Genomic DNA, 13,455 nt, shown 5'->3' on the forward strand with positions numbered 1-13,455 from the left:
GCGATGCGCTCACGCGCCGCTCCGGTGCCCGGTGACCCTGCGCTCCACGTGCAGCAGGTACTCCCTGCGGTTGAGCGGGTTGTGGTCCGATCGCGGCCGTGCCGGGATCGTGCCGCTGACCGGCCGGTAGCGGTCGAAGGCGCATTCCAGCATGCCCTCGCCGCGCGTCAGCGCCGGTAGCTGCTGCTCCAGCTCGTGTACCGAAGCGGCCGGAATCTCACCCTCCAGCAGGCATGACGTCCCCCGCATGTCCGGTGCGTACGGAACGGCACGCAGCCGTGCCAGTACCGGCAGGATGAGGCCGAACGTGTCTGTCGGGACCTCGAGGCGCAAGCGGTGCATCGGCTCGTGCACCGTGGTGCCGGCCTGCCGCAGCGCGCTCATCAAAACCAGCGGCGTCAGGTTGCGGAAGTCCCCGGCGGTGCTCGACATGCTCTTGTCGAAGGTGCCGTGGGAGTGGCTCTGCCGCGGCCAGTAGCCGGAATGCGTCATGGTGACCGTGCAGTCGGTGACCTGCCATCCGTGGATCCCCTGCCACAGCGTTTCCCGCACGGTGTCCTCGACCGCCTTGAAGAACGAGTACGGCATCGACCCGAGCTCGACCTCCAGCCGGAATTCCACCCCACTGCCGACCGGAGCCGGATCGATGCGCAGTCCGACCGTCGCGAGAAAGGGGTTGGGCTCCTTGTCGATGATTTCGAAGGACGCACCGGAGCCGACCGGACGTTCAATACAGATCGTCGTCGTTTCGCGGAACGTGACGTCGACGTCGAATTCGTTCGACAGTGTTGCCTGGATGACCTCTTTCTGTACCTCGCCGTAGAGCGAGACGGAGATTTCCCGCCGGATCTCGTCCCGCCGCAGATCGATCAGCGGGTCCTGCTCGGCGAGTTGGGAGAGAGCCGTGTGCAGCGCCCCCCTGTCGGCGGGCCGGCAGGGGACAACGACGGTTTCGAGGGTCGGCGGGGCGAAGTGGTGGCGCTCCTGGGCGGCCGCAGGCAACGTGCCGATCGCGTCGCCGATTTGGATGTCGCCGAGCCCCCAGAGCTTGCCGATCTGTCCTGCGGCGACCGACTCGCGCCGGACGGCCGAGCCGTGGTCGAAGACGCTGATCGCGGTGACCTTCCCCTCGTCGTCCTGGCCGAAGGGCAGCCGGTCCCGTACGCGTACCGCTCCCGAGAGCATGCGGACGTACGCGATCTTCTCTCCGGCCGGACCACGTTCGATCTTGAAGACGGTGCCCGAGGCAGGGCCCTTTGCATCGCCTTCCGCCGCGGGCAGCAGCTCTTTGATCCCGGCCGTCAGCGCATCCATGCCCGCACCGGTGATGGCCGAGCCGAAGAACACCGGATGCACCAGCGCCTGTCCGGTCTGCGCCGCGAGCACGTCGCGGAGCCTGTCGTACGAGACGGTCGTGTCGTCGTCGACGTACGCGGCCAGAAACGCATCGTCACGGTCGGCGAGCAGGTCGGCGAGCCGGGTGGTGAAGGCGGTGTCGGCCGCGCCGTACGGCGTGAAACCAGGACTGCGTGTGCCCAGGCCGTGCGCCGATCCCATCGGGACGACCGACGGCGTCAGTTTCTCGGAGATACCCCGCAGTACCCGCTCGCAGTGCGCGCCAGTGCGGTCGATCTTGTTCACGAAGATGAGGGTGGGAATGTGCAGTCGTTGCAGCGTCCGCATCAGCACGCGGGTCTGCGCCTGCACGCCCTCCACGGCGGAGACGACCAGTACGGCGCCGTCGAGCACGCTCAGCACCCGTTCCACCTCGGCGATGAAATCCGGGTGGCCGGGAGTGTCGATCAGGTTCACCGTGACGTCGTCGATGGCGAAGGACACCACGGCGGACTTGATCGTGATGCCGCGTTGGCGTTCCAGCGCCAACGAATCGGTCTGGGTGCTGCCGTCATCGACGCTGCCGATCTCGTCGATGACACCGGCGGCGTGGAGCAGCCGCTCGGTCAGGCTCGTCTTACCGGCGTCTACGTGCGCCAGAATTCCCAAGTTCAACGTACTCACTGAGCGTCATGTCCTCTGGATAGGTGGTAATTCCCGCCTGAGTGGACACAAACGCTCCGCGCATAATCGTCTCCTTGGTCGATCGGCTGTCGTGGGGGAGTACAACAGATGGCCACTTCGGCGGGCAACCGCTTTTCGGGCTCCTGTTGTGGATCGCTCCTGTGGCTCGCTCCCGGTGAGGCAGCTTTATGCCGCTTCTCGCATGATGTCTTCCCGCATGATGTCTTCGCGCAGTTGCCTGCAGCAGCGGCTGATGAGGCGGGACACGTGCATCTGGGAGATGCCGAGGTCCTCGGCGATGCTGCTCTGCGTCATGTCGCGGAAGAAGCGCATGTACAGGATCCTGCGCTCCCGCTCGGGAAGCCGGCGGAGCCGTGGCTTGACCGCTTCGCGGTCGACGGCGATGTCGAGTGCGGAGTCGGTGCTGCCGAGCGAGTCGCCCAGCGTGTGGTGGTCGCCGCCCCCCGTGCCGGGGGGGCCGGCGTCCAGCGAGAGCGCGGTGAAGCAGTCCAGTGCCTCCAGCCCCGCGACGGCCTCCTCCTCGCTCATTCCTGCCTGCGCGGCCACCTCGGCGACGGTGGGGGCGTGGCCGTCCGCCGTCTGTGCGAGCTCCTGGTGGGCCGCGCGTACCCGCCCCCGCAGATCCTGGACGCGGCGCGGCACATGGAGCATCCACATATGGTCGCGGAAGTGCCTCTTGACCTCGCCCGTGATGGTGGGCACGGCGAAGCTGACGAAGGCGGTGCCCCGGCCGGGGTCGTAGCGGTCGACGGCCTTGACCAGGCCCAGCGCGGCAACCTGCCGCAGGTCTTCCATGGACTCGCCGCGGTTGCGGAACCGGCCGGCGAGGCGGTTTGCCATGGGCAGCCATGCCTGGACGAGTTCCTCGCGCAGGGCCTGCCGTTCCGTGCCGTCCGGCAGGACGGTCAAGTGGCGGAAGGCCTCGTCGGTGTCGGGGGCGTCGTCGTGCGGATGCTTGATGCGCATGATGACTCTCAGCTCCCTGAACGGTGCTGGCGAATGGGCTGCACCGTGGGGAGGATGCGCTGCTCGGGGGACGCACGCCCGGAGCGCAGCCGCTCCCACGGACGTGCCTCTGGTCCGAAGCACACCATTCGCCTGCCCAGGGGTACTCGGACCAAACCTGCTCCCTTCGGCAGGCCTGCCCGCTCCCCGGGTCACATCCCGGGCGGGCCAAGGCTGTTGACGGCGAGTCAGGTTTGACCGGGCAAATGGGGGCTACCCGCTGCTACGAGGTGGTCATGTCGAATGCATCAGAGAGCACATCGAAAGAGAACACATCGAAGAGCAACAGGGAAGCGGCGGACCGCCTGCCGGGCGTGACGCAGGTGCTGCGCACAGCGCGCGAACAGCTCACCGAGCTCACCGGCGCGGCGGCCGAAACGGTTTCGTCCTTCGAACGCACCGAGAACGGCTGGGTGTTGGTGATCGAGGTCCTCGAACTGGCCCGCGTTCCCGACACGATGAGCCTGCTCGCCTCGTACGAAGTGGAGCTCGACCCGCACGGCGAGCTGACCCGGTACGGGCGCGTCCGCCGATACGAGCGCGGCAGGGCCGACCCTTCATAGCCTGCGGCCTTCCGGCCGCACACCGCGCACACCGACTCACAGGAAAGGCAGCAACGCAATGACTGTTGTCCCGGCACAGCAAAGCAGGGGCTCGGGTGGCTCCAGTGGCCTGTACGACGTGCTGGAGCTGGTGCTCGACCGGGGACTCGTGATCGACGCCTTCGTCCGCGTCTCCCTCGTCGGCATCGAGATCCTGAAGATCGACATACGGGTGGTCGTCGCGAGCGTGGACACCTACCTCCGGTTCGCCGAGGCGTGCAACCGCCTCGACCTCGAAGCCGGCCCGCGCAAGAGCCCAGGGCTTCCCGACCTGGTCGGGGAGATCACCGAGTCCGGTGCCCAGGGCAAGACCAAGGGCGTACTGTCCGGCGCGGCACAGACCGTCGCGGACGCGTTCACCTCGTCCGGCTCGTCGCACGAGGAGTCTCAGACCGAGTCCAAGCCGCGTGCCAGGCGCACTGCTTCCCGCCGGAAGGAGGAGCAGGAATGAGCACCTACGTCTACGGGATCACCCGGAGGTCCCACCCGAGCCTGCCCGAGAAAATGGGCGGTGTCGGTGACCCGCCGCGCCCCGTACGCATCATCGAGGCCGGCAAGCTGGTGGCGCTGGTGAGCGACGCCCCGGAGGGCCTGAAGCCCAAGCGGCGCGATCTGCTCGCGCACCAGAGTGTTCTCGCGGAGGCGGGCGCTGCCGGTGCCGTACTGCCGATGCGGTTCGGGGGCATCTCGCCCGACGACGACGCGGTCACGGCCGTCCTCGGTGAACGCGAGGACCACTTCCTGGAACGGTTGAAGGTGCTCGACGGCCGGGTCGAGTACAACGTGAAGGCCACGCACGACGAGGAGGCCGTACTCCACCAGGTGCTCGCCGAGGTGCCTGAGGTGCGCGCACTCAGCGAGGCCAACAGGGCTGAGGGTGGCGGCAGTTACGAGAGGAAGCTCCAGCTGGGCGAAATGGTCGTCGCCGCCGTGAAGCAGCGCGAGGTCCGTGACGCCACGCTGGTGGAGCAGGTGCTCGGCGAGGTGGCCGAGAACATCAGCCACGGACCTCAGAGCAGCGGCTGGCTGGCGAACATCTCGTTCCTGGTGGACCGCGAGCGCAGTGAACTGTTCGTCGCCGCGGTGCAGACGCTCCTGCGGGAGCAGCCCCAGCTCGTTTTGCAGCTCAACGGGCCACTGCCGCCGTACAGCTTCGTGGACTGACGCCATGGGTCTCCTGGGAGAGCTGCTACTCCTGCCCGCGGCCCCGGTCCGGGGTACCGCGTGGGTGCTGCGCCGCGTGGTGGCCGAGGCCGAGCGGCAGTACAGCGACCCGTCGGTCGTCCAGCGTGAACTCGCCGAACTGGCGAGGCGACTGGACGCGGGCGAGATCGACGAAGCCGAATTCGACCGCTGCGAGGACGAGCTCCTCGAGCGGCTGGAGAACAGGACACACCAGATATGAACCACCGCACCAGGGGGCTCCTGGTCCAGGGCGGCGCAGGCCGTGGTCGGCGATGACGACCGCGAGCCGCCTGCCGGATCCCTATGGCTCCGACGGAAGTGCGAATCTCGCCGACATCCTTGAGCGCGTGCTCGACAAGGGAATCGTCATCGCCGGCGACATCCGCATCAATCTGCTGGACATCGAGCTGCTGACCATCAAGCTCCGGCTGGTTGTCGCTTCCGTCGACAAGGCCAAGGAGATGGGCATCGACTGGTGGGAGGAGGATCCCGCACTGTCCTCCGGCGCCCGCCGCCGCGAACTGGCGGAGGAGAACGATCGATTGCAGCGCCGTGTCGCGGAGTTGGAATCGGCTTCCGAAGCCGGGAAGGACAGCAAGGAGTCCGCATGAACGAGCTGCGCTATGTGTACGCCGTGGCCCGGCCCTTCGACGGGCCCCTTCCCGACGCACTCCACGGTGTCGACGGCGAGCCGCCGCGTCTGCTGCACCACGGCGACCTGGTCGCCGTGGTGTCCGCGGTGTCCGTCGACGACTTCGGCGAGATCCCGCTCCGTTCCCGGCTCGAGGATCTCGACCGGCTGGCCGAGACCGCGCGTGCCCACCAGGCCGTGATCGCGGCACTCACCTCGCTCACCTGCCCGTTGCCGCTCCGGCTCGCCACTGTGTGCCGGGGCGAGCGCGGAGTGCGCCGGCTGCTGGACTCGGGGCGGGAGCGGTTCGTACGTACCCTGGACAGGCTCGACGGGCGGGTCGAGTGGGGGGTGAAGGTGTACGCGGAGACACCGTCGCGCGAGGAACCGAGCCCAGCCCCGATATCCCCGTCCCCCTCCCCAAAGGCCTCCTTGGACAACTCGGCGGCTCCCGCACCCACCGGCCGTGAGTATCTGCGCCGCCGCATGCGCGAGCGCCGTTCCCGGGAAGGCACATGGGAACGGGCGGACGCAGTGTCGCGACGGCTGCACGAGGAACTGTCCCGGCACGCCGAGGCAGTGGTCCTGCACCGGCCGCAGCAGGCCCAGCTCTCCAAGGCTCCCGGACACAATGTCCTCAACGCCGCCTATCTCGTCCCGCGCGAGCACAGCACGGCCTTCGTCGAGCACCTGGAGCGGCTCCGTCCGGACCGGCCGGGCGTACGGGTCGAACTGACGGGACCCTGGGCCCCGTACTCCTTCACGGGCGAGGACAGCGAACGATGACGGGCAACGGCACCGAGCCGGCACGTCTGGCGCCTCTGGCTCAGCGTGAACTCGCACTGGTCGATCTGCTCGACCGGCTGCTCGGGGGCGGCGTGGTGATCACGGGTGATCTCACCCTGCGGATCGCGGATGTCGATCTGGTACGGATCGACCTCAACGCCCTCATCAGTTCGGTCAACGCCCAGGTACCGTCCCCGTGGGAGGAGTCGGCGTGAGCCACCCGCGCAAGCTGGACCTGGACCCCGACACCGTCGAACGCGACCTGGCGAAGCTGGTCCTGACCGTGGTGGAACTCCTGCGCCAGCTGATGGAACGGCAGGCCATGCGCCGGGTCGACGAGGGGGACCTGAGCGAGGAGCAGGAGGAGCGGATCGGGTTGACCCTGATGCTGCTCGAAGACCGTATGGATGTCCTGCGGGACACGTTCGGGCTCGAGCCCGGAGACCTCAATATCGATCTCGGCCCGCTGGGGCCGTTGCTTCCCCGGACCGGGGAGTGACGGCCTCTTCGATGCCCTGTCCCTTGCTGTGGACGATTTCCGCCGCGACCTCGGCCAGTCTGCGGTTCGCGCGCTGAGAGATGTGCCGGAGCATGTCGAAGGCTTCCGGGGCGCCGCAGCCCAGGACATGCATCAGGATGCCGCTCGCCTGGTCGATCACGGCCCGTGAGCGCAGGGCCGTTTCGAGTTGGTCCACTTCGGCGAGGGCGGCGCGGTAGTGATGTTCGCGGACGAGTCCCTCCGCGAAGAGTTCGCCCAGAACGCTCACCGGGCGGTGGGATGCACGGGTGAACGCGCCGGGCCGGAAGCCGTACAGACTGACAGTCACCTCGAGTCCGGCACGACGGAACGGCACGGTCAGGCAGGAGCGTATGCCCGACTCGAGGGCGACGGCACGGTAGTACGGCCAGCGGTCCTCGGTCAGCAGGTCCGGCGCGCTGACCGGTTCGCCGGCCTCCAGCGCACAGGGTGTCGGTCCGTCGCCCGATGCCAGCTCGACCGACAGCAGTGCGGTCAGATCGGGGTGCGTGGCCGTTGCGCGGCGCTCCGAGCTCCCGCCGGTGAGGGTGGCGATGGCTCCGCAGCACGCAGGGGTGCAGTGCATCGCCTGCTCGGTGAACTGCGACAGCTCACGTGCGGTTGCGGCGGGTTCAGGTGTCGGACCGGGCGCGGGCACCATCTGTGAGTCCTCCCTCACGGTTTCGGCTTCCCGTGCCGTTCCTCGGGAAACCCGTCCCATCCCTCAAGGGGCCGTCGTGCGGGGGGAGTTGGCAGGGGACTGTTTCGGCAGGCATGAGCTCGTGAGGCCGGGGTACTGCGGGAATCCACCAATGGAGTGGCGGAGCAATACGGAAGGGCTGGCAGCCATGACCCAGTACGTGAGGGACGTCATGACACCGGGGATTGCGGCCGTGAGGCCCGACGCCTCACTGGTGGAGGCAGCGCAACTGATGCGCGCGCAGGACATCGATGGCGTGCTGGTGGTGTCGGACCACCAGCTGGTCGGCGTGCTGACGGACCGGGACATCACCACGCGAGCCGTCGCCGAGGGCGTGGACCCGATCGTCGTCAGCGCGGAGGCCGTCTGCACACCCACCCCTGTGTCCATCGGTCCCGACGAACCGGTCTCCGCCGCAGTGATGCTGATGCGGCGGTACGCGGTGCGACGCCTGCCGGTCGTCGACGGCGTCCACCCGGTGGGCATGGTGAGCTTCGGTGACCTCACGGAGGCCCAGGACCCGGAGTCCGCGGGCCAAGTCCCGCAGACCGGGGACGCGTTCGTCTCCCGTCCTGGCGGCGGTACGGCACAGGGATGAGTGCGGCCGGGACGCCTGGGTACCCGGGCCCCATGGACACGAACCTGTCGAAAGAGATCGCTCAGGTCGTCCGTGACACTCTCAGGGATGATCTGCGCGAACAGTTCACCAAGCAGCGCCGCACGGCGCGCCTGTACGGAGGGGCCGGTGCGGCCGCGCTGTACGGCGGCGCGGCGCTCACCGCGGCCGTGGTGCTCGTTCTGATGCTCTGGATTCCCGCCTGGGCGGCCGCGCTGACCGCGGCCGTAGTGTTGCTGGCAGCGGCGCAGTTGTTGCGGCGGGCGGCGCGGCCGGGACGCGCCGGCGCGCGGCCCACAGTGCCTGAACGGCCCGGGTCGGGTATCCCCGCGGTGGCGCCGGACGCGCCGCAGCCCATGACGCCGCCCATGCCGCCACCGATGCCTCCGCCCGTGCCGCCGCAGGCACCGGGTATCGGCATCGGCAGAACCGATTCCCGCGGGCGAGGATCCGCCCCCTGACCAGAGCTACGCAGGCCGTCGCATGGCCAGCGCTATGTGGTGCGAGACGACGTCGACGGCCCGGGCCTCGGCCATCGAGAAGGCACGTCCGGCGCCGGTCCGGAAGAGCGTCAGCACCCCGAGCACGGGGCCGCCACCGTACTGCGGGCACTGCACCGGTACGCAGAGCAGTGAGGTCACCTCGGCCTGCACGAGGACCGAGGCACCCGCGTCGTCGCGGCCGAAGCACTCCAGGTCCTCGGGTCGGACCTGGAGTGCCGCCGATCCGCCGCGCGCGGCCTCGACCACGAGGGGACAGGCTGCCGGGTCCTGCTCGGTGATCTTCTTCAGCAGTCGGTGGGGATCGGCACCGGCAGGACCGAGTACGGCCGTGCGCCTGAGCGAGCCGTCCGCCGACACATCGGCGATCACCCAGTCCGCCATCCGGCCGGCCAGTACCCCGGCGGCCACAGCCAGGGCACCCTCCCCGTCCCCGTCTGACGGCGCGTTCGAGCCCACGGCCGGTCTGCGCAGTAGCGCTGTGGTCATGGAGTCGAGGAGGTCCATCAGTTCCGCATTCCTGGTCGCCTCGGCCAGATCGGGCAGCGGGCGGCGGTGTCCTGCCGCCCGGGCGGTGTGAGCGGCATCGCTCTGGAGCACCACCAGCACTGCCGGGTACGGTTCGTGGGGCGGGCGAAGAGCGGTGAGGGTGGCCAGCAAGGGCTCGTGGGGCTCTTGCTGAAGGTGCACACGCAGGCTCCGGTGTCCCTCACCCCGTGCGACGGCCGCCGCATGCGTGCGCAGCGCCGCCCGGTCGCCGGCGCGCAGCAGGCCTGCCAGGTCCGGCCGCATAGCCGGCCCGTACGCCGGTCAGTTCCGCCGCCGCCACGTTCATCCGCCGGACCACGGTGTCGCCGCCGATGAGCACCACAGGCAGCGGCAGCCGCTGGAAGACGGCCTTGAAAAGCTGCAGCTCCGCCGTTTCCGGGGAGGTTCTGGCGGGACTCCGTGCCGCCAGTCGCTCGTACCTCGGCCAGAGACTCTCGGCAACATGCTGGAGTTCGAAGAGAGCCGTGTCCAGGAGGGTGTGCTGCTCCGGCAGCGGCAGACTGCGGGCGGCCCTCAGCTCCCTCACGCGTCTGACGAAATCCGCAAGCTCTCCGCCGAACTCATCGGTCTGCGCCATGAACAAGAAAGCTAGCCGACGGACGGCGTTCCCGGAGGGCGGCAACCGGCGCAGCACGGTTCCGTCATGCGTGCATGACGAGGCGGGGCGAGGGTACTCGGCCGCTGACCATCCGATCGAACTGGAATCGGACATGAAACGGACAGGAAGGTGAGTCACATGGGCTTGGGCGGGTGCATCATCCTGATTGCCGCCGGGGCGATTCTCACGTTCGCCACGGACTGGGAGGTCGAGGGCGCCAACCTCGACGTCGTCGGCCTGATCCTGATGGCCGTGGGCATCATCGGCGTCGTCACGTTCACGAGCATCGCAAAACGGCGTCGTGTCGTCGTACCGCCGTCGGCACCGCTGGCAGATGAGGAGCGGGCGCGCGGCCGCTTCGAGTGAGACGCTGTACACGAGGCACTTCGTCGATCCGGAACCGATCCGGAACCGTCCGGAATTGATCCGGGGCGGGGCGGCGGCGGTGTTTGGTGCTGCATCTCAGGGGCACTCGCAGCCCGTCAGCCACTCCATGTCCCCGTCCGCGCCGGAGGCGAACGTGAGTCGTTCCCGTGTCGTTGTCGTCGGAGCCGGATTCGCCGGCTTCCAAGCCGCCCGGACGCTCTCCCGGACCGTGCGGAACACGGCCGAGATCGTCGTACTCAACCCCACCGACTACTTCCTCTATCTGCCTCTGCTGCCACAGGTCGCGGCCGGTACCCTGGAACCCCGGCGGGTGACCGTCTCGATCCCCGACACCCTGCCGCGGGTGCGCCTGGTACTCGGTGAGGCGGGCCGGGTCGACCTGGCGGGACGCCGGGTTCACTACACGGATCCGGAGGGTGTCTCCGGCGAGCTGGAGTACGACCGCCTCATCCTCGCCGTCGGCAGCGTCAACAGACTGCTTCCCGTACCGGGAATCGCCGAGCACGCGCACGGCTTCCGCGGCCTGCCCGAGGCGCTCTATCTGCGCGACCACATCACCCGGCAGATCGAGCTGGCCACCGACGCGAGTGCCGAGGAGAGCGCCTCCCGCCGTACCTTCGTGGTGGTCGGCGCCGGCTACACCGGCACCGAAGTCGCCGCTCAGGGCACGATGTTCACGGATGCGCTGGCCCGCAGGCAGCACCCGCGGCGCCAGAGCGAGAGGCCTCGCTGGGTTCTGCTGGACGTCGCCGACCGCGTTCTGCCCGGGCTCGACCGCCGGCTGTCCTCGACAGCCGACCGGGTGCTCCGGCGCCGCGGCGTCGACGTACGGACCGGGACCTCCGTCGAGGAGGCCACCCGCACCGGAGTCCGCCTGGACGACGGGGAGTTCATCGGTACCAGGACGGTGATCTGGTGCGTCGGCGTGCGTCCCGACCCGCTGGTGTCCCAGGTAGGACTGCCCGTCGAGCACGGCCGCCTCCTCGTCGACCCCCGGCTGACCGTGCCCGGCCACCCCGACGTCTTCGCCTGTGGCGACGCGGCGGCCGTGCCGGACCTGACCCGGCCGGGGGAGTACACCCCGATGACGGCCCAGCACGCCGCACGCCAGGGCAAGTTGGCCGGACTCAATGTCGCGGCCTCTCTCGGCCACGGCGAGCAGCGCTCGTACAAGCACCACGATCTGGGCTTCGCCGTCGACCTCGGCGGGGTGTCCGCCGCGGCGAATCCGCTGGGCATACCGCTGTCCGGCCCGCTCGCCGGGGCGGTCACCCGCGGCTATCACCTGGCCGCCATGCCCGGGAACCGGGTGCGTGTCGCCGCCGACTGGCTGCTGGATGCCGTGCTGCCGCGTCAGTCCGTCCAGCTGGGCCTCGTCCGCTCCTGGTCGGTCCCGCTGGACACCGCCTCGCCCGAACTGGCACGCGTTCCGGGCGGCCCGTCCACGAAGGAGTGACATGCGATACAAACAACTGGCGGAGCTGGGACAGCAGTTGCGCGTGGACGCGGTTCGCGCCACCGACGCCGCAGGTTCCGGGCATCCGACATCCTCGATGTCGGCCGCCGACGTGGCCGCCGTACTCCTGGCCAACCATCTGCGCTACGACTTCGACCGGCCCGATCATCCGGGCAACGACCGGCTGATCCTCTCCAAGGGGCATGCCTCACCGCTGCTGTACGCCCTCTACCGGGTGACGGGCGTCATCGACGACGAGGAACTCCTCACCTTCCGCCGCCTCGACAGCCGCCTCGAAGGACATCCGACCCCCCGGCTGCCGTGGGTGGACGTGGCCACCGGATCCCTCGGACAGGGACTGCCGGTCGGCGTCGGCATGGCGCTGGCGGGCAAGCGGCTCGACCGGATCCCGTACCGGGTGTGGGTGCTGTCGGGCGACAGTGAGATGGCCGAGGGCTCCGTGTGGGAGGGCGTCGAGCAGGCGGCGTACGAAAACCTCGACAACCTGACGCTGATCATCGATGTCAACCGGCTGGGCCAGCGCGGCCCCACCCGGCATGAGTGGGACCTCGATGCCTACGCACGCCGGCTGGAGGCCTTCGGCTGGCACACCATCAAGGTCGACGGGCACGACGTCGCCGCCGTCGACGCCGCGCTGTCGGAGGCGGATTCCACGACCGGGCAGCCCACGGCGGTCATCGCCCGTACCCACAAGGGGCGTGGTGTCGCTGCCGTGGAGGACCGGGAGGGCATGCACGGCAAACCGCTGCCCGACGCGGACGCGGCGATCGACGAACTGGGCGGCCCGCGCTTCATCACGGTGGAGGTTCATCCGCCGCCCGCGGCACGCGTTCAGCACGAGGCGCGCAGCGGGGATCTTTCGCTCCCGAGGTTCGACGTCGGCGATTCGGTGGCCACCCGTACCGCCTACGGGCAGGCGCTCGCCGCCCTGGGCTCGGCGCGGGGAGACGTCGTTGCGCTCGACGGGGAGGTCGGCGACTCGACGCGCACCGAGTTCTTCGCCAAGGACCATCCGAGCCGGTATTTCGAGTGCTACATCGCCGAACAGCAGTTGATCGCGGCGGCGGTGGGGATGCAGGCCCGGGGCTATGTCCCCTACGCGTCCTCGTTCGCGGCGTTCCTGACGCGCGCCCACGACTTCGTACGGATGGCGGCCGTCAGTAACGCCGCGATCAACATCGTCGGCTCGCACGCCGGGGTCGCGATCGGCCAGGACGGGCCGTCCCAGATGGGGCTCGAGGACGTGGCGATGTTCCGGTCGGTGCACGGCAGCACGGTGCTCTACCCGTGCGATGCCAACCAGACCGCCCGCCTGGTCGCCACCATGGCCGAGCTGCCGAACGTGAGCTACCTGCGCACCACCAGGGGAGACACGCCGGTCGTCTACGGCCCGGACGAGGAGTTCCCGGTGGGTGGCTCCAAGGTGCTGCGTTCGGGGGAACAGGACCGGGTGACGGTCGTCGCCGCCGGGGTGACGGTCCATGAGGCTCTGCGGGCCGCCGAACTGCTGGACCAGGAGGGCATCGCGGTACGCGTCGTCGACCTCTACTCAATCAAACCGGTCGACGCGGCGACGCTGCACGAGGCGGCCGAGGCGACGGGATGCCTGCTGACGGTGGAGGACCATCGCCCGGAGGGCGGCCTCGGCGACGCGGTGACGGAAGCGTTCACGGACGGCCGCCCGGTACCGCGGCTGGTGCGGCTCGGTGTGAGGAACATGCCGGGCTCGGCCACCCCGGAGGAGCAACTGCACGTGGCCGGTATCGACGCGGAGTCGATTGCTGCCGCCGTACGGCTGCTGGTGGAACAGGCCGTCGTGCGCTGACCTGGGCGGGACTCCCTGCGGGGGCCATGAGCGAGTC

At 69.3% G+C, this 13,455-nt stretch carries 18 protein-coding genes; 13 read left to right on the top strand and 5 right to left on the bottom strand.

The window, feature by feature from the left end; translation table 11 throughout:
• Nucleotides 1-9: 9 nt before the first annotated feature.
• A complete protein-coding gene (locus OG883_RS37605; protein ID WP_266551209.1) occupies nucleotides 10-2,019 on the bottom strand; it encodes a translation factor GTPase family protein in 2,010 nt (669 codons plus the stop codon).
• Between the two features lie 186 nt (nucleotides 2,020-2,205).
• Nucleotides 2,206-3,006, bottom strand: coding sequence for a SigB/SigF/SigG family RNA polymerase sigma factor (locus OG883_RS37610; protein WP_266551211.1), 801 nt, complete (start codon nucleotides 3,004-3,006; stop codon nucleotides 2,206-2,208).
• A 275-nt stretch (nucleotides 3,007-3,281) separates the two neighbouring features.
• On the opposite strand from OG883_RS37610, the gene OG883_RS37615 reads away from it, so the two are divergent.
• From OG883_RS37615 to OG883_RS37650, 8 genes are read left to right on the top strand one after another with little or no spacing between them, the layout of a single operon-like run.
• Nucleotides 3,282-3,608, top strand: a complete 327-nt coding sequence (locus tag OG883_RS37615) for a gas vesicle protein (RefSeq protein WP_266551213.1) — start codon at nucleotides 3,282-3,284, stop codon at nucleotides 3,606-3,608.
• Nucleotides 3,609-3,666: 58 nt separating this feature from the next.
• Nucleotides 3,667-4,098 carry a gas vesicle structural protein GvpA gene (locus OG883_RS37620; protein ID WP_266551215.1) on the top strand — a complete coding sequence of 144 codons (432 nt, stop codon included), beginning with the start codon at nucleotides 3,667-3,669 and terminating at the stop codon, nucleotides 4,096-4,098.
• On the top strand, nucleotides 4,095-4,811 hold the full coding sequence (locus tag OG883_RS37625) for a GvpL/GvpF family gas vesicle protein (RefSeq protein WP_266551217.1): 717 nt from the start codon (nucleotides 4,095-4,097) through the stop codon (nucleotides 4,809-4,811). The genes OG883_RS37620 and OG883_RS37625 overlap by 4 nt, the downstream gene beginning before the upstream one ends.
• A gap of 4 nt (nucleotides 4,812-4,815) precedes the next feature.
• Nucleotides 4,816-5,052 carry a gas vesicle protein GvpG gene (locus OG883_RS37630; RefSeq protein WP_266551218.1) on the top strand — a complete coding sequence of 79 codons (237 nt, stop codon included), beginning with the start codon at nucleotides 4,816-4,818 and terminating at the stop codon, nucleotides 5,050-5,052.
• Nucleotides 5,053-5,104: 52 nt separating this feature from the next.
• Nucleotides 5,105-5,443: a gas vesicle protein gene (locus tag OG883_RS37635; RefSeq protein ID WP_266551219.1), complete on the top strand. Its 339-nt coding sequence runs from the start codon at nucleotides 5,105-5,107 to the stop codon at nucleotides 5,441-5,443.
• Entirely contained in the window at nucleotides 5,440-6,249 is an 810-nt protein-coding gene (locus OG883_RS37640; protein ID WP_266551221.1) for a GvpL/GvpF family gas vesicle protein, read from the top strand. The genes OG883_RS37635 and OG883_RS37640 overlap by 4 nt, the downstream gene beginning before the upstream one ends.
• A 26-nt stretch (nucleotides 6,250-6,275) precedes the next feature.
• The gene (locus tag OG883_RS37645) at nucleotides 6,276-6,464 is read left to right on the top strand and encodes a gas vesicle protein (protein ID WP_266553192.1); all 189 of its coding nucleotides are present in this window, start codon (nucleotides 6,276-6,278) and stop codon (nucleotides 6,462-6,464) included.
• Nucleotides 6,461-6,748: a gas vesicle protein K gene (locus OG883_RS37650; RefSeq protein WP_266551222.1), complete on the top strand. Its 288-nt coding sequence runs from the start codon at nucleotides 6,461-6,463 to the stop codon at nucleotides 6,746-6,748. The genes OG883_RS37645 and OG883_RS37650 overlap by 4 nt, the downstream gene beginning before the upstream one ends.
• Here the strand turns inward: OG883_RS37650 and OG883_RS37655 are convergent.
• Complete coding sequence (locus tag OG883_RS37655) at nucleotides 6,696-7,427, bottom strand: ANTAR domain-containing response regulator (RefSeq protein ID WP_266551238.1); 732 nt, start codon at nucleotides 7,425-7,427, stop codon at nucleotides 6,696-6,698. The two genes, OG883_RS37650 and OG883_RS37655, sit on opposite strands and share 53 nt — an antisense overlap.
• Nucleotides 7,428-7,614: 187 nt before the next feature.
• Between OG883_RS37655 and OG883_RS37660 the strand changes: the two genes are divergently transcribed.
• Entirely contained in the window at nucleotides 7,615-8,064 is a 450-nt protein-coding gene (locus OG883_RS37660; protein WP_266551240.1) for a CBS domain-containing protein, read from the top strand.
• Between the two features lie 32 nt (nucleotides 8,065-8,096).
• The gene (locus tag OG883_RS37665; protein ID WP_266551242.1) at nucleotides 8,097-8,543 is read left to right on the top strand and encodes a phage holin family protein; all 447 of its coding nucleotides are present in this window, start codon (nucleotides 8,097-8,099) and stop codon (nucleotides 8,541-8,543) included.
• 6 nt (nucleotides 8,544-8,549) lie between these two features.
• On the opposite strand, the gene OG883_RS46885 is transcribed toward OG883_RS37665, so the two are convergent.
• Nucleotides 8,550-9,272 (bottom strand): hypothetical protein, encoded by a 723-nt coding sequence (locus OG883_RS46885; RefSeq protein ID WP_323181045.1) that lies wholly within the window; start codon nucleotides 9,270-9,272, stop codon nucleotides 8,550-8,552.
• 19 nt (nucleotides 9,273-9,291) lie between these two features.
• The gene (locus tag OG883_RS46890) at nucleotides 9,292-9,708 is read right to left on the bottom strand and encodes a hypothetical protein (protein WP_323181046.1); all 417 of its coding nucleotides are present in this window, start codon (nucleotides 9,706-9,708) and stop codon (nucleotides 9,292-9,294) included.
• Nucleotides 9,709-9,867: 159 nt separating this feature from the next.
• On the opposite strand from OG883_RS46890, the gene OG883_RS37675 reads away from it, so the two are divergent.
• The 3 genes from OG883_RS37675 to OG883_RS37685 all read left to right on the top strand — a co-directional run bounded on the left by OG883_RS37675 (nucleotide 9,868) and on the right by OG883_RS37685 (nucleotide 13,418).
• Nucleotides 9,868-10,095 (top strand): DUF6458 family protein, encoded by a 228-nt coding sequence (locus OG883_RS37675; RefSeq protein ID WP_266551244.1) that lies wholly within the window; start codon nucleotides 9,868-9,870, stop codon nucleotides 10,093-10,095.
• Between the two features lie 127 nt (nucleotides 10,096-10,222).
• The gene (locus OG883_RS37680; protein WP_266551246.1) at nucleotides 10,223-11,572 is read left to right on the top strand and encodes an NAD(P)/FAD-dependent oxidoreductase; all 1,350 of its coding nucleotides are present in this window, start codon (nucleotides 10,223-10,225) and stop codon (nucleotides 11,570-11,572) included.
• 1 nt (nucleotide 11,573) lies between these two features.
• Nucleotides 11,574-13,418, top strand: coding sequence for a transketolase (locus OG883_RS37685; protein ID WP_266551248.1), 1,845 nt, complete (start codon nucleotides 11,574-11,576; stop codon nucleotides 13,416-13,418).
• Nucleotides 13,419-13,455 lie beyond the last annotated feature (37 nt).

This window comes from Streptomyces sp. NBC_01142 (assembly GCF_026341125.1).
Taxonomy (GTDB): domain Bacteria; phylum Actinomycetota; class Actinomycetes; order Streptomycetales; family Streptomycetaceae; genus Streptomyces.